The following is a 26044-nucleotide window of genomic DNA, read 5'->3' as shown; positions in this document are numbered from 1 at the left end:
TCCAGCCCCAACTTCAACTCGTATATATAGCTCTTATGCTCAGATTAACAGAGGTTGTCGGGACTTGTTTGATTTGGCCTCATCCAGCCACACTCTGACAACGCCGAACTGCCCGTCGAAGCCGGGTTCGATGTGGATGTCGCCTGTTCTCACCCTCTCGATTCCTTCGGCGAACCGGTCGCCGTGCGAGGGTAGGGCGATTTCCAGGTCAGAGGCGGGCGTGTCTATCAGCACCTCCATCTCGTTCCCGAACGTCTCCACTAGGCTCATGTAGGCTGTGCGGACGCGCTTCGTGTTTACCCCGACTCCAAGGGTCTCCGAGAGCACCTGCTGGAGCGATACCATGGACCTGTACGGCGGCCTGCCGTCTGGCGACATGACAAGACCGTCCTCGACTTCAGGGGCGGCCGCCTTCCAGCGGGCAAGGTCCTCGACGCGTTGCATGACACCAAGGGTCATGGCTCTCCCGCACACCGGGCAGGCGCTGCCAAGGGTGGCCACCTCGTCTGGCTCGTAGCGAACGCCGCACTTGCGATGTCCTGACAGGTGGTACTTACCCTCTTCGGGGAAGAACTCGATCGTATAGGCGATGTCCTGCGACCTCAGCGACTCGACCAGACTGTCGTAGCTAGGCTCGCCATTGAATATCGTCAACTCGCGTGCCAGTTTGGGAAGCGAGTGGGCATCCGAAAACGACACGATGGACAGGTTGTCCAGCTCCGGCACACGCCAGCACATTGTCGGGTCGGCTGATAAGCCGGTCTCCACTGCGATGATGTGCTCGGTCAGGTCACCAAAGCACTCGTCGAGGGAGTCGAATCCGGACTTGGACCCGAACAGACCGAACCATGGAGTCCAGATATGGGCAGGAATGACGAAGCAGCGAGGATCGATGCCAAGCAGAATCTCCAGCAGGTCCCTCGGGGGTATCGTCAGTGTGGGCCTGCCGTCGCCGTCGAGCTTGGCGCCTGTTTCGGCGAGGGCCGTATTGATCCTGCCCACGGTGTCGAGGCTTGGTGCGAATGCCAGGATGTGAGTCCGCCGGCTACGACCGTTCACACGCGCAACACAGCTCACCTCGGTCCCCAGAACAAACTTCACGCCATCGTGCTCGTACAGACCGTCGCCGGTGTCAGTCAGCTTGGCTCGCGACTCCTCGAACCATTCCGGCTGTGTGAAATCCGCTGACGCCAGGAGGTCGATTCCCTTGAGTTTCGCCCAGTGGGCGAGGTTCTCGAAGTTCAGGTCTTTACTCGTTGCGTATGCGTACGAAGAGTGTATGTGCAGGTCGGCTGTGTAGGTCATACGACGATCTTATCACCTGCTCACTTCAGCCCCTTGGTAGTTGACATATGGTCTCGATTAAGATAAATAAACATTGATGCGTTGAGCATCCTAGATTATATGATCAGTGCCTCTCCTCGCCCGGTACTTGTCCTCCTGTTGCGAAACGGTGGACCCCCAGCCGGGGGTAAGACTGCACTGGGCTGAGGCGGCTTCGAGAGCGACGATGGGCAGTTGTCGCGAGTATCGCAATAGTTGAATCTTCTAAAGTTTAACTTCAGCTACGATCTCCAAACGTTCCGAGGGGATGTCTTTGGAGGCATCACAGCAGCGGTAGTCGGTCTTCCGGTAGCGCTCGCCTTTGGCGTAGCGTCCGGACTGGGAGCACTTGCCGGCATCTACGGCGCAATTGCCGTAGGCTTCCTCGCAGCGGTCTTCGGAGGAACTCGGTCCCAGATTTCCGGCCCCACAGGCCCTATGTCCGTTGCGATGGCCGTAATCGTCACGGCCCACGCGGACAGCCTCGCCAAGGCGTTCACCATTGTCATCATGGCGGGGACCATTCAGATCCTGCTGGGCGTTCTGAGGATAGGGCGCTTCGTATCCTACACCCCGTACTCAGTCATTTCGGGGTTCATGTCCGGCATCGGGATAATCATCATCCTGATACAGATACTGCCGTTCTTGGGCGAGTCCGTCGCCACCGGCGGGCCGATGGGAACCCTGCGTGCCCTGCCGGATGCCGTAAACGACATAAACTACGGCGCTCTCGTGATTGCCGTCGCGACCCTCGTCGTGGGAATCATATGGCCGTCTCGTCTCCGCAAATTCCTGCCCCCGACCCTGGTCGCACTGGTCGCAGGTACCCTGCTGGGAGTCCTGTGGCTTAAGGGTACCCCTGTAATTGGCGACGTCCCGACCGGACTGCCGGCCTTCAGGCTTCCTGACTTCTCCATCGGCGTGCTGGCGAGTGCAGTGCAGCCCGCACTGACGATTGCCCTGCTCGGCTCGATTGACAGCCTGCTCACATCCCTCGTAGCCGACTCGATGACCCGCACTCGCCACAACCCGGACAAGGAGCTCGTGGGCCAGGGCATCGGAAACGTGGCCGCGGGATTCATCTGGGGGCTTCCAGGCGCAGGAGCTACGCTTGGTACGGTCGTCAACATTCGCGCCGGTGGGAGTACCCAGATATCGGGGGCTATACGTGCCATCATATTGCTGGCGTTGGTACTTGGGCTCGGGAAGTACGTCGAATCTATTCCACACGCGGCTCTGGCCGGCATTCTCATGAAGGTCGGCTGGGACATTTTCGATTGGCGTTTCCTGACCCGGATTCGCCATGTACAGAGAGAACACCTGCTGGTGATGTTCATCACCCTGTTCCTCACGGTGTTCCTGGACCTGATCACTGCCGTGGCTATCGGCCTGATTGCCGCAGGCCTGGCGAACGCGCGCCAGTTCGAGCGCCTCGAGTTGGACAGTGTGATCTCCGTGCCGATTCTCGACCAGACATTCTTCGGACTGGACGACTCGGACGATCTAGATCCCTTCTCGGCGCAGGTCGGACTGATTGCTCTCAGGGGCAGCTTCACAGTCGCCTCCTCGAACAAGCTGATAAATACGATCAGCGAGGACATACGAGAGCACGAGTTAGTGATTCTCGACTTCTCCGATTCCGTGTATGTCGACGATAGTGCGGCCCTGGTCGTGGAGCAGATGATCGACTCTGCAATAGCCCAGGATACCGAGTGCATTGTGGTGGGACTCTCCGGAGAGCCCTCGGAGACCATTCATGCCCTGAACGTCCTGCACAGTCTTCCCGAGAACCATGATGTCGCAACCCTGGACGAGGCGAGAGAGATTGCACGGGAGATCCTGAAGATCTAGATTCAGGTCCTCTCCTCAAATCTCTGACCCTGTCCGCGTTTGACCCTCCCTCCATCCGGTACTACAATCTGCCCCACCATCCGTATGTAATCTCCCAGGAGCGTCTGGACTATGGACTTCGAGCCTCGATATACCCCCGAGCAGCAGGAGTTTAGGCAACAGGTCAAGGACTGGCTGGAAGAAAATGTGCCCGAAGGCCTCGAGTACCCTGCTGACTCGATGGACCTTAGCTACCAGGGCTACCTGAAGCTGCGTGACCTCGGACGAAGGCTGGGCTCCCAGGGGTGGCTGTGGCCTACCGCTCCGACGGAGTACGGCGGCGGGGGACTCTCCATAGACCACGCTATCGTGATCGAGGAGGAACTCGACCAGTACGACCTCTCGCTGCCGCCCTACTACGACAGTGGGGGACGGCTCGGCGGCGCGAGCGTTCTCGTCTGGGGATCAGAGGAGCAGAAGGAGCACTTCCTCCCACCGATCTTCAAGGGCGAGGTCCGCACATGGCAGCTCCTCACCGAGCCGGGGGCAGGCTCCGATCTGGCTGGAGTCCAGATGAGCGCGGTGAGAGACGGGGACGACTTCGTACTCAACGGCCAGAAGGTGTACGTCGGCAGCTCGCACGGCGCAGAGATGCTCTGGACGATCGCACGCAGCGACCCGGACGGAGACCGCCACCAGAACCTCAGCTGGTTCATGATCCCAACAGAAACCGAAGGCATCACGATCCAGCCAATGGGCCTGCTCATCACCAGCGGCGAGGGCGGGGCCGGTACTGGCGAGAAGAACACGATCTTCTTCGATGACGTTCGCGTACCCGCGTTCAACCTGATCGGCGGCGAGAACAACGGCTGGCAGGTCGCGACCACTCACCTAGAACTCGAGCACGGCTCCGGCGGCACAATCCGCAGAAACCGCCTGGTCGACAGGCTCTTCGAGTACGCTGCCAATCTCAAGCAGGACGGCAGGCAGCTAACCCAGGACCCCGAGATACGCGAGCTTCTGGTCGACGTGTTCGTGGAGGCCGAAATCTCGCGCCTGTTCGGGCTGCGCAACTACTGGATGCGTCACGCGGGTCAGAAGCTGGCCCACGAGGGTCCTCAACACTCGCTATACAGGAAGCAGTCAGGTCTCAGGTCTGCTGAGGCCATGCTCAAGGTACTCGGGCCATACGCCCTGACTGACGATCCCAAATGGGACCAGTCCGAAGGCCACATGGAGGTCTTCCAGCGCTCCAGCATCGTCGCAATGCACCCCGGTGGTACGGCTGAGATACAAAAGGTCATCATGGCCCGCCGACTCGGCATCGGCCGACAGGTAAGAGAGCAGGCCGGCAGGCTGGCGTAGACACCCGACTCGAGGAACACTGAATGGACCTATCCTTAACAGAAGAGCAGGAACTTCTCAGGAACACTGCCCGGGACTTCATGCAGCGCGAGTGCTCGAAAGAGGCTCTGCTGGAGTTCGACGAGACCGAAATGGGCTGCTCCGAGGAAGCGTGGCAGAAGGCATCCGAAATCGGATGGCTCGGTATGCTTGTTCCCGAGCAGTACGGCGGTGCGGGCAGCTCTTTGACTGACGTGGCAGTCGTATATGAGCAGCTTGGCTCTGGGCCGCTGACCGGACCGTTCTTCTCGTCGGGAGTACTCGGGGCCCTGATCGTAGCCGAGGCCGGTACAGACGAACAGAAGCAGCGATGGTTGCCGAACATAGCAGGCGGGCGCGAAATCGTCTCCCTCGCGCTGACCGAGCCAGACTATGGCTGGGAGTCGAGCAGCATCCAGATGCGCGCTCAGCCGACCGACTCGGGTTACTCTCTCAGCGGTACCAAGCTGTTCGTCCATGATGCGGCGGCGGCAACGACCCTCATCTGCGCGGTCCGTGGGCGAGGCGAAGAGGGCGTCACCCTTCTGATGGTGGACGCACGCTCGCCCGGCCTCTCGACAAGGCTGCTCTCAGGATTCATGGGCTGGGTAGGGGAGGTCACCTTCGAGAACGTCGAGGTCCCGGCAGACGCCGTCCTCGGCGAGGTCGGAGGTGGATGGCAACCAATGCAGAGGGCGTTCGATAAAGCAATTCCAATACTCTGTGCCTACAAGGTTGGGGGAGCCCAGTCGGTGTTCGACATGACCCTCGACTACTCGCGCACACGCATCCAGTTCGGCACACCGATCGGCAGGTTCCAGCGTGTCCAGGACCACATTGTCGAGATGGTCAACCACCTCGACTCATCGCGATGGACCACCTACGAGGCACTCTGGAAGCTCGACAGCGGGCGTCCGGATCCCACCAGCGTCCATCTGGCCAAGGCCGTTGCTTCGGAAGGCTACTACCAGGGTTGCAACCACTCCCACGAGGTCCACGCAGGCATCGGAGTCGTGCGTGAGTACGGTCTGACGCTTCACACGAAGATGTCACGCACCCTCTACCACTACCTCGGAGACCCGCGGTTCCACCGTCGTCGAATAGGGGAGACCCTGGGAATCTAGTTCCAGCCCCGGAGTCGTTGCAGGGCGAGGAAGCCGAATATCCCGATCGGGATGGCTATGACCGCCGCGCCTAGTATCGCGACCATTGCGAAGTCGCCGAGCCCCAGTATCGCGTTGATCTGGTCGTTGATCCACTGAAGAAGCACGGGGTCGCCCGGCTCCCCGTGGTGGGTAAGCGCGGACAGCAGGATCATCAGTCGCCGTCAGCGACGGTCGCTACTGCTGGCGTTGGGGACACGGGCTGGTACCGCATTGAGTAGGTGCGCTCTCTGATCGAGTAGCTCGCAATTGTCGCCCCCAGCAGCGTAAGGCCTGCGAGTCCAAACGGGACAACGTAGGTTCCGGTCACGTCGTACAGGACTCCAGCGACCACCACGCTCAGCGATCCGCCTATCTGGTGGGCGAACGTGGTAAAGCCGCCCAGCGTACCGAGGTTCTTGGTGCCGTAGATATCGGCGGTCAGCGACGACGTCAGCGGAGGCGTGGCTATCCAGGACATTCCAGCGAGGTACGCGAATCCCCATATGCCGATCGACGGTGGGATTCCGACTCCGAAGACATCGCTGAGAATACTGGGTACGACAAGCATGACGTACGCGAAGAACCGCATGAAGTAGATCGTTCCGAGCAGGTTCTTGCGGCTGAACTTGTCTGAGTGAATGCCGACGACAAGCACGCCGACGGCGTTGAGTCCCTGCATCATGCCGAAAGCGAGCGCGGCCACGGCCGGGCTTATTCCGAGGTCGATTGCGAACGGCACGTAGTGGGTCGAGATAATCAGCGTTGTGACACCGCAGACGAAGTACGCTCCTGAAAGCTGCCATATCGGCGGAGACCTGAACGAGTCCCTCCAGCTGTCTGACTCCAGGGGTGGAGGGGCTGTGGAGGTAGTCTGCGAATCGCTCTTGTCCTTGGTAATTAGGGCGACCAGCTTGATGAAGGCCACCAGAGGCAGCGCAAATAGCTGGATGACGAACCAGACCACAAGCCAGAGGACCTTCAGGAACGCCGCCATCCCCGGCGACATCGCCGTGCCCTCTCGTCCGTCCGGGATTTCGCCGATCTCTTCGGGACTGTCCCTAAGTATGGTGGCTGCCAGCGGGAGAGCGAGCACCAGGACGAATGCTCCCAGCACCACCCAGGCCACGCGCCAGTGTGCGAACAGGATCAACGATGCGGCGAATGGGGTCAGTATCAGACCGCCAACTGACGTTCCCGCAGTGCAGACGCTGAGCACGATGCCGCGACGCCTGTAGAACCACTTCGCCAGTATGGCGTGTACGGTCACCAGCGATACACCGCTCGATGCGGTGGACATTACGAGCCCGTAGATCCCTATCAGGAAAAGCAGGCTTGCCGAGAGGGTGATGTCCACGACTCCGAAGTCAAGCCGGAACCCGAAGTTCGTGCCGAAGTTGCTGGTGAATGCCAGCAGCATGGTCATCACGCCGAGCACCAGCAGGCTCAGCGATATGACTATGCGGCCACCGTACTTGTCGTAGAGTCTGCCGAGAAAAGGCTGAGATAGCCCGTTAACGAGGATACCGACGGCTATGGCCGCTGATATCTCGGTGCGTGTCCAGTCCAGGTCGCCGGTCATGGGGACGACGAACACGCCGAAGCCGTTCCTCGCACCCATCGATACGAACAGGGAGAAGAAACCCGCAGCGACTATGAACCATCCGTAGAAGATGGGATTGCCGGCTGCCCTACGTGCCAAGTCGCTTTTCCTTCCGCCTCGCGGCGCACCGAGGCTGAGCGGCCATACGGGGAGTTCGAGAAATGTTAAACGAGTCTAACACCGTTATCTCAGCAGTGACAAGGAATTCACGAACTTCGTAACAGCAGATAGTGAGTCCGCGTGGTAGAATCGCTGTCGCCTCAGCACCACATTGACCAAGGAGCGATACCGTGTCCGACCCCCATATCTCTGACGCCCTCATCGAGCGCTACCGCAAAGTCTCCTCAGCCACCGTATACAGCGGCGTTCGCAGAAGGGGATACGATCCCAGTTTCATGAAGGGCGTCTATGCGAGGACGCCGGGAGCACACCTTGTTGGCAGAGCAAAGACGCTGCGCTTTGTGCCTCCACGTCCCGACATAATGCGGGAGACCGAGCTTGGATCCGACTCCCCCGAGTACGTGGCAATGGGCTCGTGCGAACCGGGCGACGTGATGGTCTTCGATGCCATGGGGAAATCGTGGGCCTCCATAGGCGGCGACGTGAAGCTGCTGCAGCTCAAGATGCGCAGAGCCGAGGGCCTGGTCACCGACGGCGCGATCCGCGATCTCGGAGCGGTGGCCGAGTACGGATACAAGCTCTTCTCAGGTGGCAGGACGGGCGCGGTCGGCGCCCCGGACGTGTGGCCTTACGAGGCCAACGTCACTATACAGTGCGGAGGTGTGGCCGTCCGTCCAGGCGACCTGATCGTCGGCGATGACGATGGAGTCGTGGTTGTCGCTGCCGAGATTGCAGAAGACGTCATCGAGTGGGTCGAAGAGCACGAGATGGCTGAAGAGCACATCAAGTCCCTCATCGAAAGCGAGGACGTCGCGCCGGGTATGTACTACAATGCCGCCACCTTCGAGCGCCTGTCCCGCGAACGACCGTGGGAGTCGTAGACGTGGCCTTTATGCCAGCGTGACCTCGCCGTCCGGCGAGATAGATGCCACGCGGCTCGCGCCGCTGAATGCGACGGCGCGCTGCGACACCTCGACGGTCTCCCCGGCCTGCACCAGCAACGCGGTGTCGTTGTCAACAGCGGCTGCGAGTCCGCCGTTGCCAAAACTCGTGAACGGCTCCAGCCCCACGTTGTAAGTGCGTCCCCACCACGGGTATCCGAATCCGCCGCCGAATGAGTGCCAGTACCACAGGAACTTGAATACATCGGTCGGGTACCTGAAACCGAATCCCACCCCTGTCTTCTGGTTCGTTATGGCATACCAGCCGTCAGGCATGTCCGAGATGTACGACATGTCGTACGACCTGAAGCTCTTGGGAGGAATCCTGCTCAGGTCCCTCGGTGTGCCGTCCTTGAGTTGCGACATCGGCCACGGCCCCCTGTAGCCACCCTTGAGCTTGACGTTCGGGTGCCAGTCCTCTCCCTCCTCGTTGATGAGCGTGCCGCCTGGCAGGTCTATAACGCAGTCCTCGCTCAGGAACGGCGGGCCCAGAGCGATGTGCTCTCCCCAGACGCAGTGGACGGGCTCCTCGCCCTCGTTTGTGAGCCTCGCCTCGATCTCCAGCACTGCCGACCCGGAACGCAGCGTCAGTGTCTTTCCAAAGAAGAATGGAGTGCGGGCCGTCCGAACCCAGAATCGCATAGAGACCACCTCAGGCGTGTCCTCGACGATCACAGCGTCCCACGGAACGGTGGTGACCTCGGCGTGCAGCCCCATGTCCGCCCCCTTGTACTGAGTCGGGAAACCTCCGCCCGGCAGCACGGTCTGCCATCCACCTTCATAGACGTCAGACCAGCTACCCTCACCAGAGTTCGTGGTGGGTATCCGCACCGACGGATCGCGCACACCCCACGGAGACCGCCACATGAAGTCCGTATCCGTGGGCTTGTGGACGAACTGGTAGATGTCGGCGCCCTTGTCGATCAGCACGACCACCCTGAGCAGCTCATTCTCGATGACCGCCGTCTTGAGTCCGCGAAAGGTCCACGCGTCTGAAACACGGCACCCGTAGTTGCGCTCGAGTTGGTAGTGCGTCATGTTCATGTCTCCCCAGGCTTGTACCTGAACGATCAGGCGGGCAACTCAGCTCTCCGTGTCCTGGTAGAACCCAGAGTTCAGGAATCCGCCATCGATTGGAATGCCTACACCGTTGATGTAGCGAGCCTGATCGCTGCACAGGAACAGCACCAGGTCGGCGATCTCCTCTGGCAGCACCTCGCGTTTGATCGGGAACCGCTTCAGTCTCTGTTCACGCAGCTCCGGTTCGCGCTTGTACACCATCTCGGTCATCGGTGTGACTGCGACACCGGGACAGACAGCGTTGACGTTGATCCCATAATGCGCCCACTCGAGGCCGAGTTGGCCGGCGAAGTTTATGAGCGCCGCCTTCGCGGGGCCGTACGCGCCGCGTTCGGGGACCGGCGACATGGCCGTTACCGACGACATCAGTACGACGCTTCCACCGTCACCCTGCGCCACCATACGTTTGCCGGCTTCACGGCAGAATAGGAACGCGCCGGTCAGATGCGCCTCCAGCGAGAGGTTCCACTGGTCCAGCGTCATGTCGAGCACCGGCGACTTGATGTTCGTGCCAGCACAGTGCACGAGGTAGTCCACACGTCCGAGTTCGTTGACGATAGTACTGACTGCGGCAATAACCGAGTCCTCGTCGGTCACTTCGACCTGCACCCCGATTGCGCTGCCGCATTCCGACGTTATCGTCCCGGCCAGCTCAGACGCAGCTTCTCTATTCACATCGGCCACGGCAACAGCCGCGCCGCGCATCGAGAATCGTCGGCAGATCTCAGATCCGAGGCCGCCAGCCCCACCGGTGACGATCGCTACCTTGCCCTCCATGCTCCACCTCCACGCGGCGCTATTCGGTTTAGCCTGGCTGGACGGTTGGGTTGAAAACTACTACTCCGCAGAATCTCCTGCGCCTGATGCCCACGCGCCGAGGGCCATGAATCCGCCGTCCACGTTGACGTGCTCGCCTGTCATGAAGCTGGCCTTCTCGCTGGCGAGGAACAGCACGACGTTCGCGATGTCCACGCCCTGTCCAACCCTACCGATCGGGTGTCCCTTGCCCCAACTGGCGATGGTCGCGTCGGGGTCGCCCTCTTCCATGCGAGCGACCGTTCGGACCATTTCAGTGTCGATGGTGCCGGGACACACGGCCAGCACGCGGATGTTCTCCTCCGCGTAGTCGAGCGCCATCTGTCGGGTCAGCGACAGCACTCCGCCCTTGCTTGCTGCGTACGCGGGAACCAGCTTCTGCGACTGGAGGCCCTGCACGCTGGCGGTGTTGACGATCGCGCCGCCGCCGCGCTTGCGCATCTCAGGTATGGCGAACTTCGACATCATATAGTAGCTCTTGAGGTTGACGTCGATGATGCGGTCCCAAGTCTCCTCGGACGTGTCTTCAACGTTTCGGTATGAGTCAGGCGGCTGGATGCCGACATTATTGAACAGTACGTCGACCGCGCCAAATGCCTCGACTGTCTCTGCGACGACGCGGCTGCACTCTTTCATGTTCCCGATGTCTGCAGTGACTAGAAGTCCACCCGGTCCCAGGCGATTCAGCTCCGACTCAACGGCTCGCCCGGCTTCCTCGTTCACGTCCGCGACAACTACGCTTGCGCCCTCTTTCGCGAACTCGACCGCGGTGGCCCTCCCGATTCCAAGAGCGCCACCCGTGACGATCACCACCTTGCCGTTAAACTCACCCAACTCTACTCTCCCAGAGCCACTTGCATTAGTCCCAATACATACCCGCCGGGGGATTAGGGGCGGCTCTAACTCCTCACTCCTCGAAAACTGCACCTGTGCAGTTTTCTCACTCTCCCATCACCACCTTGACCACGTTGTCGTCTATATTCTCGTACATGTCGTACGCTTCCTTGACGTTGTCGAAGCTCATCTGGTGTGTGACCATCTCCCCCGGGTCCCACCATCCGCGCTGCCTCAGCTCGATCATCGTCTGTATGTGGTCGATCGCGTCCGGGCTGGCGGCGCCCTGCGTTGGGATCACAGTGATGCCCTCCCTGAACAGGCCTCTGAACACCAGCGGCACTGTGCCGTCTCCGCCTCCGCCCTGGATGCCGAAGATGATGACCTTGCCGCCGTCCTGGTTTACGTGCTTCAGGCTGTTGTTCAGCGAGTCGGGATAGCCCGCTGCCTCAACGGAGATGTCCGCTCCTACGCCGCCGGTAAGCTCGGCCATCGCCTCATCGAGATCGTCTTTTGCAGGATTGATCGTCTGCGTCGCGCCGAAGCGCTTTGCGAACTCCAGCCGGTTGTCCTCGTAATCTATGGCAATTACTTCTCGCGCACCGGCCCGGGCCGTGATGGCAGTGAACGAAAGCCCGATGCTGCCCTGTCCGAAAACGACGACGCTCTTGCCGAGGATCGTGCCCATCTTCTGACATGAGTAGAGCACCGTCCCGGACGGCTGGCACATAACCCACTCGGCGAGGTCACCTTCGTCGGGCAATAGCGCCATCCTGTCAGGTGTGCCAGGCAGATACTCCACCAGTCCGCCCGTTCCTGCGCGCCCTGGCAGCACGATGACACGCTGACCGACCTGGAACTCGTCCGTTCTGCTCTCGACTATCGTACCAGCGCACTCGTGACAGGGCGCGCCCGTGCGCATCGGATACTCTTCTTCAGGCAAGACCGGTCCGTACCCGTGGCGGATGTCGCTGCCGCATACGGACCACTTCTCCAGCTTGATGAGACACTGGCCGTCGTCGATGGCCGGCGTCTCTATGTCCATGATCTCCCAGGTCTTCGGTGCGCTGATCCTAGCTGCTCTCATTTCCGTCCTTTGCTCCTGAATTCCTCTGAAATTCTCCTCTCTTTCAGTAATGAGGAGATTACCGAAGCCCTAAACCAACGGCCCCCTCTCCCTCGATGGGAGAGGGCTGGGGTGAGGGTTAATCCGTCAATACCACCTATGGTGTGCCCGTCCCACCCAACCTACGCCGTCATCACCGCCTTAACGATCTCATCGTCACGATTCTCATACATATCGTATGCGTTCTTGACGTCGTCGAACGGCATCTGGTGTGTGACCATCTCTCCCGGGTCCCACCATCCGCGCTGCTTCAACTCGATCATTCTCTGGATGTGCCCGACTGCGTCGCCGCTGGTCGCGCCCAGTGTCGGGATGACGGTCGGCGTGTTCATGATGAACTGCCGGTAGTGAAGTGGAGCCATGTCCTCCGTCCCGCCGACAAGCCCGAAGATAATGCACCTCCCGAACTTGGAGACATACTTGAACGTGTTGTTGAACGTGTCGGGGTAACCGGCTGCCTCCACTGAGATCTCCGCGCCACGTCCGCCCGTGATTTCAGCTATCGCCTCGTCCAGGTTGTCCCTCGTCGGGTTGAGCGTGTGGGTCGCTCCGAACCTCTTTGCGTACTCCAGCCGGTAGTCCTCGAGGTCGACGGCGATTACCTGCCTCGCGCCCGATCGTGCTGTGATTGCAGTGAACGACAGTCCAATGCTGCCCTGTCCGAAAATCAGCACGCGCTTGCCGAGGATCGTTTCCATCTGCTGGCATGAGTAGAGCACTGTGCCCGACGGCTGACACATCACCCACTCTCCAAGGTCGCCCTCGTCGGGAAGCGCCGCCATTCGGTCCGGCGTGCTCGCCATGTACTCCACCATTCCGCCGTGTCCGCCCTGATTGGGCAGCACTATCACGCGCTGTCCCTCCTGGAACTGGTCGCTGCGACTCTCGACTACTGTACCCGCGCACTCGTGGCACGGACCGCCCACTCGCATCGGGTAGTCTTCTTCAGGATAGACGGGGCCGTAGCCGTGTCGGATGTCGCTGCCGCACACTGACCACCGCTCCAGCTTGATGAGGCACTGCCCATCGACTATCGTCGGCGCTTCGACATCCATGATTTCCCACGTTTTGGGTGCGCTAATCCGTGCTGCTCTCATTTGTTCTCTCTCCAACCGCCAGCCAAGAGCTGGACATACATGTACATTGAACCCGCCAGAGTGCGGGACATGATTTGGCCGACGCATTTATACCCCACGATGTACCACTTTGCAAGATGACTCACCCATCTAAACTTCGTAGGGGCGGTTCGTGAACCGTCCCTACCGTACGCCCTCTCCATGTAATAGTGGAAAGTCGTATAATCGGCCCAACCACCAGAGAAACCAGCAAGGAGAAAAGCAATGCAGAACGCGGTTATCGTCAGCGGCGCCAGGACAGCAATGGGAAGATTCGGCGGGTCGTTCAAGGACGTTGCGGCCCCCGAACTCGGAGCGACTGCGATCAGGGCCGCGCTCGAACGCGCTGGCGTATCGCCTGAGTTGGTCGAAGAGGTAGTAATGGGGAACGCGCTCCAGGCGCAGGAGGCCGGCTATGCGGCACGTCTGGCCTCGCTCAACGCTGGTATTCCAGAGGAGACGCCCACTATCGCTGTAAACCGGCAGTGCTCGTCCGGCCTTGAGGCGATCAACATGGCCGCCCAGCTTATTCGAACAGGCGAGGTCGACATTGCTGTCGCAGGCGGCACTGAGAACATGACCCAGGCGCCGTTCATGCTCGACCCTAGCGTCAGGTTCGATGGCCTGCGCATGGGCGACAGCACCCTCCGCGACGGCCTGATAGAGGGACTCGGATGCCCGGTCAATCGCTACCACATGGGTATGACCGCCGAGAACGTGGCCGAGCGCTTCGAGGTGAGCCGTGAATCGCAGGACGAGCTTGCTCTCATCAGTCACCAGCGCGCAGTTGCCGCCATGGAGAGCGGCAGGTTCGACGGCCAGATAACACCGGTCAGCGTTCCCCAGCGTCGTGGCGACCCCGTGATTGTCGACACCGATGAGGGCCCGAGAGCGGACACCAGCCTGGAGCGTCTCGCTGGTCTGCGTCCGGTTTTCAAACGCGACGGCTCCGTTACTGCGGGCAACGCTTCCAGTATCAATGACGGCGCAGCGGCAGTCGTCCTGATGTCAGAAGAGAAGGCGAAGCAGCTCGGCATAACACCCAAGCTGCGATGGCATGCCAGGGGCGTCGCCGGAGTCGACCCCGCGATCATGGGAATCGGACCTGTGCCCGCCGTCCAAAAGGCGCTCGGGAAGGCAGGCATGGACGTCGACGACATTGACCTCATCGAGCTCAACGAGGCGTTCGCCGCGCAGGCGCTCTACTGCATCCGCGAGCTTGACCTCGATCTCGATAAGACCAACGTCAACGGCAGCGGCATCAGCCTTGGCCACCCCGTCGGAGCCACCGGCGCCGTCATGACAGTCAAGCTGCTGGAGGAGATCGAACTCCGCGACCAGAACCTCGGCCTCGTCACCATGTGCGTAGGCGGAGGCCAGGGCGTAGCCACCATCTTCGAGCGCGTGGGGTAGGAGAGGCAGGGATTGCCCGCCCGAGACAATTGGAGGCGGCCTGTGGCGAGTTCTGTATGCCACATTTGCCGCCTCTTCATTGCTCCGCTGATGCCTTGCTGATAAGCTAAGAACAGTGATTCTCAAACGCGATTCAGGGATGAGCCGAGACGGGTAGGAATATGCAAGACGTTTTCCACGAAGCAGTGAACCTGCTCGAAAAAGACGAGCAGTTGGTGATGGCCACGGTCATACGCACCAAGGGGTCCACGCCCCAGAAGCCGGGCGCGAAGCTGCTGGTGAGGAAGGACGGCACGGGTGTCGGGACCCTGGGCGGAGGATGCGTCGAGGGCGACATCTGGTACGCGGCCAGCCAGCTTATGAGACGTGGCGGTGACGCCCAGTACCGCGAGTACGAGCTCAACGAAGACCTCGCTGCCGAGGACGGTCTCGTCTGCGGTGGCACGATGTTCTTCCTCATCGACCCTGTCTATCGTCCCGAGGAGTACATTGACGTCGCCAAAGAGATCGACGCTGCCTACGAAGGCGGACCGTCTGTTGCGCTTGCCAGCCTAATCAGGTCAGCGAATGGACTCGGTACTATCGGCTCCAAGCTGTTCATCCGTGAGGACGGTTCGACCGAGGGGTCGCTCGGCGACCTCAGGCTCGACCATGACGCCGTAAACCGTGCCCGTAAACTCATGGCGATGGGCAGGAACGAGTACGTGATCACCGACGAGGGCGTCGAGTACTTCATAGAGGCGTACACCACGCCGCCCCAGCTTGTGATTTGCGGCGGAGGGCACGTCTCCAGGGCGCTTGCCAGTCACGCCAAGCCGCTTGGCTTCAGGCTGTTCATCACCGACGACCGCGAGGAGTTCGCCAATCCCCAGCGCTTCCCTGAGGCGGACATAGTCATCGCCAAGAAGCCTGAGGACGCTCTCAAGGAGCTTCCGATCAACGCCAACACGTTCATCGTGGTGGCGACTCGCGGCCACAGGTTCGACAACGTCGCGCTCGCCGCTGCGGCTGATACGCCTGCCCGCTACGTCGGTCTCATGGGCAGCAAGCGCAAGACGATCCTCATCTATGAGGACCTCGTGCGCATGGGCCTCGACGAAGAGCGACTGCGCGAGATCAGGTCGCCCATCGGCCTCGACATCCACGCGCGCACTCCCGAGGAGATCGCTGTCAGCATCATGGGCGAGATCCTGATGTACAGGCTTGGCGGCACCGGCCGTGAGATGAAGCTGGAGCAGCACCGCATTGACCGCATTATTGCCAAGGTCGAGGCCGAGCAGCCTGCTGTCGCAGTCGCCGACTGATTTCTCCCCCTTGTTTTGAAGGACCGAGGATTCGTGCCAGGCAAGAGGGCATGTCTCGGGACTTGCAGTAGCTTGCTCTGAATGATCACCGCCGTACTCACAGCCGCGGGACTCAGTTCGCGCATGGGCCGACCCAAGCCGCTTCTCCAGTGGCGGGGCACGACCCTCGTCGAGCACCAGATCTCCATACTGTTCGAAGGTGGCGCGTCAGAGGTTATCGTCGTCCTCGGACACAGGTCGGAAGATGTGGTGCCTTACATTGAAGGCACTGGCGCTTCCTACGTTGTTAACCACCGCTACAGAGAGGGCCGCACGTCGTCGACCAAGGCCGGACTTGAGGCTGTCCCGGAGCAGGCAAACGACGTCATCGTCATGGGAGTCGATCAGCCTCGCACCGTTCAGATCATCCGACGCGTCGTCGAAGTTCACACTGGCGCGTCAGCTCTCCTGACCTCTCCCAGGCTGGAGGGCAGGGGAGGCCACCCGCTTATGTTCTCGGCCCGCCTCCTGCCTGAACTCAAGCTGATCTCAGAGGAAAACCAGGGTCTGCGTGAGGTGTTCGAGAGGCACCGGGCCGAGATCACCGAGGTCCACTTCGATGACCCCATGGTGCGCCTCGACCTCAACACTCCCGAGGCCTACGAGTCTGCCTACCAGACCTACGGCCAAGCGTGACAAATGACATCTGCTCTGATCCAGGACATCCGAAGTGCCTTGGCCGATAACGCCAACCCCGATAAAGCCGAGGGAATGCGCGCCTACATGAAGTCTGAGATGCCCTACCGCGGCGTTCAGACTCCAGTGAGGCGAAAGCTGTTCCGCGCTATCTTCAAGAGCTACCCGATCTCCGAGCAGTCTGACTGGCGAGACGCTGTGCTGGATCTGTGGCGCGAGGCCGAGTATCGAGAGGAGCGCTACGCCGCCCTTGAGCTCGCCGGAGCAAAGCAGTACGCCGAATTCCGGACCTTCGACACTCTGCCCATGTTCGAGGAGATGGTGGTCACCGGCGCGTGGTGGGACTTCGTCGACGAGATAGCCACCCATCGCTTGCGTGAGTTGCTCGAACGATACCCAAAGGGAATGTCCCGCAGGATGAGGTCGTGGAGTCGTGACCGGGACATGTGGAAACGTCGCTCATCGATCATCTGCCAGATAAATCGCAAGGACGAGACAGACTTGGACCTGCTGTTCGACTGCATTGAGCCAAACCTGTCGCACGGCGACTTCTTCGTACGCAAGGCCATTGGGTGGGCTCTGCGAGACTTGGCCTGGGTCGATCTGGATACGGTCGAAGCCTACGTTCAGGACCACCATGATCAACTCAGCCCACTATCCCGGCGCGAGGCGCTGAAGAACGCGGAGAAGATCAGGGCGGCCCTATGAGTTGCGGTTCTTCTGGTGCCTGCCCACAAAGCCGACGATGACCTGCTTTAGCTCATCGTCCCAGTCGAACGCTATGCGAATCGTCTGGTGTGGATCGAAGCTTGTGCCCTTGCCAATGTGTGCGTCCAGCCCGTAGGACTTACCGTCCAGCGTGGTGGTGTACCACTCAGTGTACTGGTCCTTCGTAACCTCGGTCTGCTTGGCCTTGTACGACCAGCCAGGGCACGCTGCCTTGATGAGCATGTCGAAGTTCGGCGCGTCACCGGGGTTAGTGCGAAGTCTGTGGTACTCCGTCGCCAGCCACGCCAGAGCGTCGAAAACCTCGTCAGGCCTCTGGAATGGAGTGTTGCTGTTCGACTTCGAGTTGAGGGCCAGCCTTATACGGTCTGGGAAGCTCTTTTCCGCAAGCTCAAGTGCATCGTCCACGTTGGAGAGCTGCACAGGCTCTTCAGATTCAGGCCGTGCCTGCCCGGCGCTCGCGAGAACGTATCCTCTTCTCCAGTGCTCCTGCATCTCCTGGCTCTGGACCAACTCACGTCTCAGTTGGGCGATCTGGTCGTTGAGCGCGTTCAGGTCTGCCCGCAGGTGCACTCTGTCCTGAATGAGCCGATCGTTCTCAGAACTGAGGGATTCACTGACTTTCCTGAGCTGATCGTTCTCAGAGCGAAGCGACCCGCTGGCCTGCCTGAGGCTATCGAGCTCTGAGGCTACAGCGTCGCTAACGTAATTGGCCTCAGAATCTCCATGTTCAGTGAATGCCTTGATGAACAACGTGCTGTCATCTTCCGCTTTCATGCCAGGGGAGTCGTTGAGCTCCTCAGCCACTTCAGGGGCGGCCATCAACTCGTGCCACCTTTCTGCCAAACTGAGTATGGTGGACTCGCACTCAAATCTTCTGGGGGCACGCTCCATTTCCTCGGTTCGGGTATCCGCCTGTGGACGAATTGGGCTGTACACCTCGAGCGCAGACTTCAATTCTTCGATTAATACTAGGGCCTCTGGAATAATGTGCTTTCTCTTCTGATTGCCTAACCCCCACGGATCAATTCTCAGTCCCAGGTAACTCAGTTCGTTCACGAAATCCAGGTTAACGTCGTCTGTAGCCTCTCGAAGCGCCAAGTCCTGAGTCAGATTGCGTTGAATGGCCTTGTCTTCATCCATTTGAGTGAGGGCATTTATTAGCGGATCAATGTACTCCCAGTCGTGAGAGTCTGGTGGTAGTTCGTCCAAATCATCGATGAAGGCCAAGATTAGCTCTGAATCAATTCCCGCCGTCTCGACTCGATTTGGATCGGCGAGCCTTCCTGAGACGTAACAAACCATTAACCCAATATCGTTCTCGTCAAACCGCCCGTCGCTGTCGGCATCCACGATCTCATCCCTCTGTCGGCGCCACTCCCTTCTGGGCCAGATTGAATTGAACTCACGGTTGCGGATGTTAGGCCCCTCGGCGGGAATCCCTTCATTCTTCAGGTACTCCGCTACAAAGTCCCTCAGTTCTTCTTGTGACTCCTCCCATACCCTTAACACTCCGGCTGCCAAGCGATCGTTTCCGGAGAAGACTTCGAGTGTCACGGAATTTCGGAGTTGGTCTGTAACTGCTTTGCTCGAGTCACGGAAGCCAGCTACTTCGACGCTGTCCTTGATAGCAGAATTGAGAATACCTCGAGCGCTATCTGAGGCTTCCTCTCGATATTCCAAGGCACGGTCAATAATGTCTCCACCGTAGTCTGGGTCAATCACGAATGAATTGAATATCAGGCTGAGCGAGGTGTCGCGGGTTGTCCAACGCCCAGATTTTCGCGATTCGTCAATTGTGTTAGTCATGGTCTATCCCTTACTCACTTTCGGCATTTGGAAAGGCTGCAAAGTATTAGTCGTTGATCGTCTAGTGGAGGGGCGCGGAGCCCCTCCTGACATATAAGCCTTCGCCCAGGAGACCATCTGGACGAAATATCGTCACTCTGCTGTTTGAGTCGGCGAAGACGATGCGCGACAGTGATGATCTGACCTGAATCTGGACAGACGACCACGTAGAACCCCAGTTTTTCGGAGATTGACTTGTACGTTGGGCCTAACTCTCGTGAGGCCCATGACGACCACACCTGTTCATAGAGTAAACGTATGCATCTCCGGGGACTTGACCAATTCCTTAACGATTAGCGCGTGAAGGCGGCACTGAAGCCTGTTATCCCAAGCAACGATGTTGCCGCCCACCTACACGCCAAACCGCCCTGGAAGGCTACTTCTCATCCCGCGGGGCCTGGACGGTCTAAATCGTCACATACGATACTCCCTCAGTTGGGGCTACTTACCAAACAGAATGTAATCGGCCTCCGAAAGTCACGTTGGTTAGTTCGCTCTTCCCCAGCCGCGGAGCAGTCAATGCTCGCCTTGGCCTTTGATATTGTAATTCCAGTTTCTCGTGGGTCTCCGACTCCGCTCCGTGGTACGTTCTTCCGCAGCCCATTTGAGCCAACCGACTTGGGCGAGCGACCAAAGGCCAGGGTCTCTCGGAAAGCTCGACCCTTACTACGAAAGTATGGTCGGCGAAGAGGACCCCTTCACATGGCAGCTAGCACGCTTGCCGGATGCCTGATGATCTCAAACGGATTCACCGCGTCCACGACACAATTCAGGAAAGTCCTCTGAGCCTCAGCTTTTGCCTTCCTATAGACCGGGTGGTCGTCGGTCCAGAGCGGGTGGCGTACAATACTCACTCGGCTCAACGGATCGTGCCGTTAGGCCTGAAGACCGGCGTATTCCGTCGCCCTTGTGAACCCGAGATTCTCCAGCATTATGGACACGGGTGAATTCTCCTCCGAGCAAAGCGATTGCCAAGGGTTCACGTAAGGTGTCCAGCGGGCCTCCAGATCCACCACAGCTCGTGAGTTCAATCGCCAGTCGAGCAGTCCGTGATAGGATAGATTGTAGAAGTCTCGCAGGCAACGGTTGCACGACGTATCGCACTCCTCACCGTGTGGGCTGTTGATCCACAATTCCGCGCTGCCTTCAGGTTGACCCACGTCTCCTTCGTGAAGCAGCGCGGAGAAGTTCTCTGGCTGTCCAAGCCACCAGCAATAACCGGCGCCGTTTTACAGCGTGTCAGATAGGAACGCCTGACCGACCACACGCGAATTGGTATCGCGCGTGGGACGGAAACCGGCGTTGAACTCAAGAGTGTCAACATCCATCATGGCCGAAGCCGCAGTGCGCATGAAGAAGGCAAACGAGTACCAGGCGGCCCGTCCCACAGGATCAAGTGGATCGGCAAATATACCCTCGGGCCAACTGTCCAACCCTGTCACAAGAACATCAGTCTTCCTGCGGGACAACAACGCTATCTTGTGAGGGTCGCCGTGCACGGAGATGCGGTGGTCCCTACCCGGACCAGGACTGACTGCATAACCCTCTCTCCACTCGCGCCGACCCTCAAACCTCGCCTGCTGGAAGTCAAAACCGCCTTCATTGTCATTGTCGTTCACTGAGAAGATCTCCACTGAGAAGGCCGAAACCCCGCAGTTGGCGATGCGGGACGTGTATTCAGCTCCGCCATCCCAAGCAAGTGTTGGCACAGTGGACCGTGGAGCCCATTCGAACACTCCGCGATAGTCCTCCGGTATGAAGTCCGTAAAGAATCCCTTCGGCTCCCGGGCATCCAGGATTCCAACCTCCGCCCTTCCGCATACCTGACAACTGGAGCCGTCGACCAGTCCCCCACCAAGCTGCACGCTCTGACAGTCCCGGCAGATTCCCAGGAGATTTGGATTGGAGCCTGGCAGTGGGGGTACGAACCCAGAACGATTGTAGACCCTATTGCCCATGGGGAAGAATTCGGCGACGCCGCAGGCATTGTGGATCGTCTTGTCTTTGACGGTCTGTGAACCCGGTGCGAACTGGCTGATCGCAATGAACAGATCGCGGTCGATGTTTTCCCGGTGCGGAGGCCATGGATTGGCGCCCCGGGGCACTTCGGTAAAGAGCATCCGGACATCCGTAGGAAAACCGAACATTGGCAGAAGCCCTGCATGGGCTAACCTCTCGCTCAGAGCTTCCTGATGATAGGTAGAGTTGGTTGCGATTCCAGATATCTCATCAATCAGAGAGTCCTTCGCATAGTTGATCATATCCCTGCAGAAAGTGCCCTCGTTGTCCTCAGACCAGTATGTGCCAATGCGCAGTGCGTCGAGGATAGCGCCGATGTAGTCGTCATTGGAGGGAGCATTGATCCAAGTCCTGACCTCTTCAGCTCGTCCGGCCCACTCTGATGCCGGTCCGAACTCTCCGTGGACGCTCTCGTGGAATCCGTCGGAATGCCCCACATCAAGTTCTCTGAAGGCAAGCCGAAACACCTCCTTTATGAACACTCGTTTGAAGATTGAAAGGCTGGAGACATCCACGTAGGGCGGGGGAGGCGGCTCACCGGTGATCTGCTCCGGACGTTCGTAGTAGTAGTCATCGTGACTGCGCCCACGGCAGAAAGTGACCGCAAGGGACACTCCACCTCCCCGTCTACCGGCTCGTCCCACTCGCTGCTGGTAGTTAAATCGCCTTGGCGGCATATTGGCCATCATTACGGCCTCTAGGACTCCGATGTCCACGCCGGCCTCCATGGTGGTGGTGACGCTCAGGAGGTCCACCCCTTCCACTGGGGGCAAGAGCCTTCTCGTCTTCGATGAACACTTCCTGGAACCATCTCTGGCGTCTGGGCCTGTCAGCATCGTCGGTCTGTCCAGTCAACTCCTCGCAATGAAGCCGGAAGGCGGGACCCGACTGTTCTGCCAGATACACGTAATAGTCGAAGCTTTCCTGGGTGACGCTCCGTATGAGTTGAGTATCTCGGCAGTTGGGACAGACGGATCGTCGTCCTGTTGCATGTAGGAAGAACGCGCTACATACCGGGCATCGCCATCCATGTACTCTGTCGTCATCGGCCTCCTTCTTTTTTCTGACGATGTAGAGGTTGTCAGGGTTTAGGCCCAGATAATTCTCACCTTCGGCTGCGATGCTGGAGCCGACAAACTGACTCATCACCGAGTTCGACGACACTTGGGCGTCCTCCAAGAACTTTTCTATGTACCTAGAGAATCCTGTCCCTGTGCCATGCCTGAAGCGATCGGAATACTTGTGGCGTAAACGTATACCCAGCAACCTGATTATCGTCTCAGTCGCACCGATCACCGACTCATCTGGAGACCCGTAAGGAGCGTAGGTGACCCACCCAGCGCCCAAGCTCTCAAGAGTGCGAACCGAGTGTTGGAACAACGTGAACATGAGTTCGGACATCAGCGTGGAGTCAGTCAGGTCATTCAATCGATCGGCCTGAAGCGGCAACCCCGGTCTGAGCTGCGGAATCCGCTGCGACCAGTCGTAGCATTCCGACCATCTATGTCGCTCTTCCCCATTTCCGACAGGCACCGAGTAGTAGTTCTGTCTATACCCATTGCCACCGGGATTGAGGCCGAGCTTCAGGAATTCCTACCTTACACGGTCCCTTATTGCCGTTAAGGGGACTCTTCCGGGATAGTCGGCGATCATTCCTTTCATGGCCTCAAGCGAGGCTGGGTTCACACTCGGTATGTCCAACAGCCAGTTGAACAGCTCCTGGTATAGACCGGCAGATGATGACTGAAACTGTGCCGCCAATTGCTCGTCGTCAGGGCCCTGTGGATCGGAGAGCACTCCTCTCAGTCCTGGGTTCAAGTTGACGATCTTCTCACGCCCGTCAGGTACGCAGGAGGCAACAATTCTAACCGCCGCCTTGAACGAGTCCCAGTACTCGTCCAGTGCCTTGAGCATTAGAATCCTCACCATGTCCCGGTAGTGGTCCTGCTCCATTCCCGACGCGAGTTTCGCGGCATCCTGCCTGCTGTCCGTGAGGATCAGCAGCTTGCGAGCCAGCTTCCCGTTCTGCTCCAACGGAGTCTCTCTGGCAAGAGCACCTGGCACTACCTGGCAGGCCTTCTGGAATCCGGTCCTGTGCAGGCGCAGGGGCGTATCCGACGTCCTACGGCGATAGTCGGCATCACATCGAGGACACTTGGGCGGCAGTGCTTCTTGCTGGTCGGCATCCGCACCACCAATGACGTATGTCCAACCCCCCAGTTGGCCGGGACCCGCATGAGTCATGGTACGGGACAGCACTCCTGACCTTACGTTGAGGTTTGCCCTGACCCAATTGCGTCTGATTCCTTAATGGGAGAACTGTAGGTCTTCAGGTTCCCCGTTGGGTTCGTCAATGCCAAGGGGCCAGAAGACAGCGTATTGGCCATGCTTCTGTCCTCCCGACACCCAATTGGGCATATCTGCGATATTGGGTCGGTCCGCGGCCAGTATCTCAACGGGCTGTCCGGCCACATCTGCTTTACCTCGGTAACCACCAAGCAGAATGTCACCGCACACTTCGCACACCAGCAAGTCAAGAACTCTGCCGCCACACGAGCAGGTGATTCTGTTCTGGACATGAAGGGTACCGACAGGTCCCTTCCCTCCCGGGCCCCCTTCGAGGGAATCAATGACCTTTCTATGAAGGCTACCGTCACAGTCCGGGCTTGCGCACACCCACATGTTCTGAACGTTATGAAAGAACAGATGACCGCGAATAGGTTGAGGAGAGGTGCCGTGCGCCTCATTGCGGCTCATGCCCAGTGCCAGAAGCAGCCCTCGCATGGCATCGGTGGCAGTATGGCCAGTGTTATTTGGGCCGAATAGTGTGTGGTCCAGTTCAGTTAGCCTTGTGGCGCGCACCTCTCGACTGCCTCCAGACACCAGGCAGACATCTCGTATGGAGTCATCGGCTCCAATCTCAAGGAGGGCTTGAGCCAGGGTGTGCTTTGCTTCATCCCCCGGTCCGGTTTGACATCCTAAGGCCTCGACAAGCTCCGACATCGCCCTAATGCTGGTAGTTGATTCGGGATCGGGCGGCAACATGGGACTCAGTACATCAGGCTGGACTTGATGAGCGAACCTTTTGAAGGCATCGCCGTATTGCCGCATGGTACTGTGCGAATCCTTCTCAGGGGGCTCCTGGTCCTCTGAAACGATCTCGAAGCGGTCCCTTCCGAAGAACTCACTGAGGAACTCCCGGGACTTGGGAGAATCCGGGAGGCTGGCAGAGGTGGCCAGAATCACAAGCTGGTCGGATTCAGGAGAAAGCCCCAATCGATCCAGCAACAGGCGTAAGATGTATCCAACTTCAGTACCGGCCGTGCCCCTGTACGAATGAAGTTCGTCCACAATAAGGAAAAATTTGTTGCCCGGATCTCTCTGAAGCCAGGCCCTGGTCTTCTCGAACATTCCAGCTTCGATCTGTCGCATCAACATAATGTTCAACATGTGACAGTTGGTGATCAGGATATCGGGAGGTGTGTGCTGCATGTCCCAGCGAGACCACATTTCTGCCCCGTCGATGTTGGGGAAGTAGTACTTGACGTCCAGTGACAGATCAACGTCGCCTCTGACGGCTGCACTCTCAACGGCCAGGCTTCCCAATCGGTGTCTCAACCTCTGTACGGCCGACTCACTCCCAGGACGTCCTGAAACGGGAGTGGCCCCGGTGTATCGCCCGAATGTAATCCGGTTGCCTCCGCGACTATCGTCTAGCCAACTGAGGACTTCTTCTGAATCAAGCGTCTGCCGCAGCCTCCTGAGCTGGTCTTCGACGAGCGCGTTCAGAGGATAGAGGACTATTGCCCTTATAGCGTGTGACCCCTGCGAACTTCTGCCAGTGTGGGCCCACTGGCTCTGCCATTCGGATGAGTCGTCCTTCCACCACTTTCTGTTTGCGAGAGGCGGTGGGCTCGCGGGCCAACCTTCGGACTCTCTCGCCAGTTCGGCCAGTACTGGCAGCAAGATACACTCAGTCTTGCCGGAGCCGGTCCCGGTTGTAACCACCAGGTCCTTCCCTTCCTGCAGCATCGTCTTGAGGCTCGTCCACTGATGCTTCCACAGCCTGACCGACGGGTCTGGCAGCAGTCCCTGTGCGAGGCTAGGCAGGTCCCGGTATTCAGTTGAGATCTCTGTGACCGCCCAAGCCAATGTTCGGTTCGATGTGGGATAGACTGGTGTTGGCTCCAGAAGAGGGGGCTGCGAGAGCACTTCCGAGTAGGAGTACAGGGCCTTCCTTTCCTCCGCCATGTTCGGATAGCGCAGAGGGAAAGCGCTCTCGATCTACTTTTGGTAGACGGAGGTCAGGCGCTCGTAGGCACCTACAAGGTCATGCACGGTCTATTCCTCCTGGAGGTCTACGTTCAGTTTTTCGCACAGCCTGTGGGCCATGCCCAGTGGTACACGCGGATAGCTCAGCCACTCAGGGTTGAGCGCACGCTTGGGTAGAAGGCCTGAGGAAAGGACGAGCGCCCGTTCGTACAACAACGGCCAGCGTTGGGAGTCCGGTATGAGAAGCTCCCTTCTGTCCGAGCGGTACACCGCATTGACGCCGCCCGTAAGAGCCTCGAGAGCCAGAAAACGCAATCCGTACCAGTCTCCCCTGAGCCATCGCTGGCCGGCCGTGTCGAAGAACAGGGTCAGCGCTCGACCAGTTCTATCCCCTTCTCTCAGGGTCTTTCGATTATTGCCAGGGTGTTAATCCGAGCATTCTGAGAGCGCCGTTGGGCTGCCATCCAATGGCCC

The 26044-nt window shown here is 59.2% G+C and carries 21 protein-coding genes; 8 read left to right on the top strand and 13 right to left on the bottom strand.

Features of this window, described 5'->3' with window-relative positions; all coding sequences use genetic code 11:
* Positions 1 to 39: 39 nt before the first annotated feature.
* Positions 40 to 1305 carry a DNA helicase UvrD gene (locus J4G14_06590; GenBank protein MCE2457467.1) on the bottom strand — a complete coding sequence of 422 codons (1266 nt, stop codon included), beginning with the start codon at positions 1303 to 1305 and terminating at the stop codon, positions 40 to 42.
* 234 nt (positions 1306 to 1539) lie between these two features.
* On the opposite strand from J4G14_06590, the gene J4G14_06585 reads away from it, so the two are divergent.
* The 3 genes from J4G14_06585 to J4G14_06575 all read left to right on the top strand — a co-directional run bounded on the left by J4G14_06585 (position 1540) and on the right by J4G14_06575 (position 5660).
* Positions 1540 to 3174: a SulP family inorganic anion transporter gene (locus J4G14_06585; protein ID MCE2457466.1), complete on the top strand. Its 1635-nt coding sequence runs from the start codon at positions 1540 to 1542 to the stop codon at positions 3172 to 3174.
* A gap of 111 nt (positions 3175 to 3285) precedes the next feature.
* Positions 3286 to 4518: an acyl-CoA dehydrogenase family protein gene (locus J4G14_06580; GenBank protein MCE2457465.1), complete on the top strand. Its 1233-nt coding sequence runs from the start codon at positions 3286 to 3288 to the stop codon at positions 4516 to 4518.
* Between the two features lie 23 nt (positions 4519 to 4541).
* A complete protein-coding gene (locus J4G14_06575) occupies positions 4542 to 5660 on the top strand; it encodes an acyl-CoA/acyl-ACP dehydrogenase (GenBank protein MCE2457464.1) in 1119 nt (372 codons plus the stop codon).
* Here J4G14_06575 and J4G14_06570 read toward each other — a convergent pair.
* Both J4G14_06570 and J4G14_06565 read right to left on the bottom strand, forming a co-directional pair.
* Positions 5657 to 5854 (bottom strand): hypothetical protein, encoded by a 198-nt coding sequence (locus tag J4G14_06570; protein MCE2457463.1) that lies wholly within the window; start codon positions 5852 to 5854, stop codon positions 5657 to 5659. The two genes, J4G14_06575 and J4G14_06570, sit on opposite strands and share 4 nt — an antisense overlap.
* Positions 5854 to 7380, bottom strand: coding sequence for an MFS transporter (locus tag J4G14_06565; GenBank protein MCE2457462.1), 1527 nt, complete (start codon positions 7378 to 7380; stop codon positions 5854 to 5856). Before J4G14_06565 ends, J4G14_06570 begins: the two co-directional genes overlap by 1 nt.
* Positions 7381 to 7571: 191 nt before the next feature.
* Here J4G14_06565 and J4G14_06560 point away from each other — a divergent pair, with 191 nt between their 5' ends.
* Entirely contained in the window at positions 7572 to 8282 is a 711-nt protein-coding gene (locus tag J4G14_06560; protein ID MCE2457461.1) for a hypothetical protein, read from the top strand.
* A 9-nt stretch (positions 8283 to 8291) separates the two neighbouring features.
* Here the strand turns inward: J4G14_06560 and J4G14_06555 are convergent, their stop codons facing one another.
* The 5 genes from J4G14_06555 to J4G14_06535 form a co-directional block, all read right to left on the bottom strand.
* Entirely contained in the window at positions 8292 to 9380 is a 1089-nt protein-coding gene (locus J4G14_06555; protein ID MCE2457460.1) for a DUF4432 family protein, read from the bottom strand.
* Between the two features lie 45 nt (positions 9381 to 9425).
* Positions 9426 to 10199, bottom strand: coding sequence for an SDR family oxidoreductase (locus tag J4G14_06550; protein ID MCE2457459.1), 774 nt, complete (start codon positions 10197 to 10199; stop codon positions 9426 to 9428).
* Between the two features lie 60 nt (positions 10200 to 10259).
* Positions 10260 to 11072, bottom strand: coding sequence for a glucose 1-dehydrogenase (locus tag J4G14_06545; protein ID MCE2457458.1), 813 nt, complete (start codon positions 11070 to 11072; stop codon positions 10260 to 10262).
* 106 nt (positions 11073 to 11178) lie between these two features.
* Positions 11179 to 12159 (bottom strand): zinc-binding dehydrogenase, encoded by a 981-nt coding sequence (locus tag J4G14_06540; protein ID MCE2457457.1) that lies wholly within the window; start codon positions 12157 to 12159, stop codon positions 11179 to 11181.
* A 161-nt stretch (positions 12160 to 12320) separates the two neighbouring features.
* Complete coding sequence (locus J4G14_06535) at positions 12321 to 13295, bottom strand: zinc-binding dehydrogenase (protein ID MCE2457456.1); 975 nt, start codon at positions 13293 to 13295, stop codon at positions 12321 to 12323.
* A gap of 243 nt (positions 13296 to 13538) precedes the next feature.
* Here J4G14_06535 and J4G14_06530 point away from each other — a divergent pair, with 243 nt between their 5' ends.
* From J4G14_06530 to J4G14_06515, 4 genes are all read left to right on the top strand, one after another.
* Positions 13539 to 14726 carry an acetyl-CoA C-acetyltransferase gene (locus J4G14_06530; GenBank protein MCE2457455.1) on the top strand — a complete coding sequence of 396 codons (1188 nt, stop codon included), beginning with the start codon at positions 13539 to 13541 and terminating at the stop codon, positions 14724 to 14726.
* A 161-nt stretch (positions 14727 to 14887) separates the two neighbouring features.
* Positions 14888 to 16030 carry an XdhC family protein gene (locus J4G14_06525; GenBank protein MCE2457454.1) on the top strand — a complete coding sequence of 381 codons (1143 nt, stop codon included), beginning with the start codon at positions 14888 to 14890 and terminating at the stop codon, positions 16028 to 16030.
* Positions 16031 to 16111: 81 nt separating this feature from the next.
* On the top strand, positions 16112 to 16705 hold the full coding sequence (locus J4G14_06520; protein MCE2457453.1) for a nucleotidyltransferase family protein: 594 nt from the start codon (positions 16112 to 16114) through the stop codon (positions 16703 to 16705).
* 3 nt (positions 16706 to 16708) lie between these two features.
* Positions 16709 to 17413 (top strand): DNA alkylation repair protein, encoded by a 705-nt coding sequence (locus J4G14_06515; protein MCE2457452.1) that lies wholly within the window; start codon positions 16709 to 16711, stop codon positions 17411 to 17413.
* On the opposite strand, the gene J4G14_06510 is transcribed toward J4G14_06515, so the two are convergent.
* The 5 genes from J4G14_06510 to J4G14_06490 all read right to left on the bottom strand — a co-directional run bounded on the left by J4G14_06510 (position 17408) and on the right by J4G14_06490 (position 25885).
* Entirely contained in the window at positions 17408 to 19240 is a 1833-nt protein-coding gene (locus J4G14_06510) for a hypothetical protein (protein ID MCE2457451.1), read from the bottom strand. The genes J4G14_06515 and J4G14_06510 overlap by 6 nt on opposite strands.
* A gap of 1268 nt (positions 19241 to 20508) precedes the next feature.
* Complete coding sequence (locus tag J4G14_06505) at positions 20509 to 22071, bottom strand: hypothetical protein (protein ID MCE2457450.1); 1563 nt, start codon at positions 22069 to 22071, stop codon at positions 20509 to 20511.
* An 820-nt stretch (positions 22072 to 22891) separates the two neighbouring features.
* Positions 22892 to 23542: a hypothetical protein gene (locus J4G14_06500; GenBank protein MCE2457449.1), complete on the bottom strand. Its 651-nt coding sequence runs from the start codon at positions 23540 to 23542 to the stop codon at positions 22892 to 22894.
* Between the two features lie 63 nt (positions 23543 to 23605).
* On the bottom strand, positions 23606 to 25450 hold the full coding sequence (locus tag J4G14_06495) for a DEAD/DEAH box helicase (protein MCE2457448.1): 1845 nt from the start codon (positions 25448 to 25450) through the stop codon (positions 23606 to 23608).
* 189 nt (positions 25451 to 25639) lie between these two features.
* A complete protein-coding gene (locus J4G14_06490; protein MCE2457447.1) occupies positions 25640 to 25885 on the bottom strand; it encodes a hypothetical protein in 246 nt (81 codons plus the stop codon).
* Between the last annotated feature and the right edge of the window lie 159 nt (positions 25886 to 26044).

The organism is Dehalococcoidia bacterium, assembly GCA_021295915.1.
Taxonomy (GTDB): Bacteria; Chloroflexota; Dehalococcoidia; order Lucifugimonadales; family UBA1123; genus VXRN01.
Note: the sequence above shows the minus strand (reverse complement) of the source record. Positions and strands in the feature narration are given on the sequence as shown.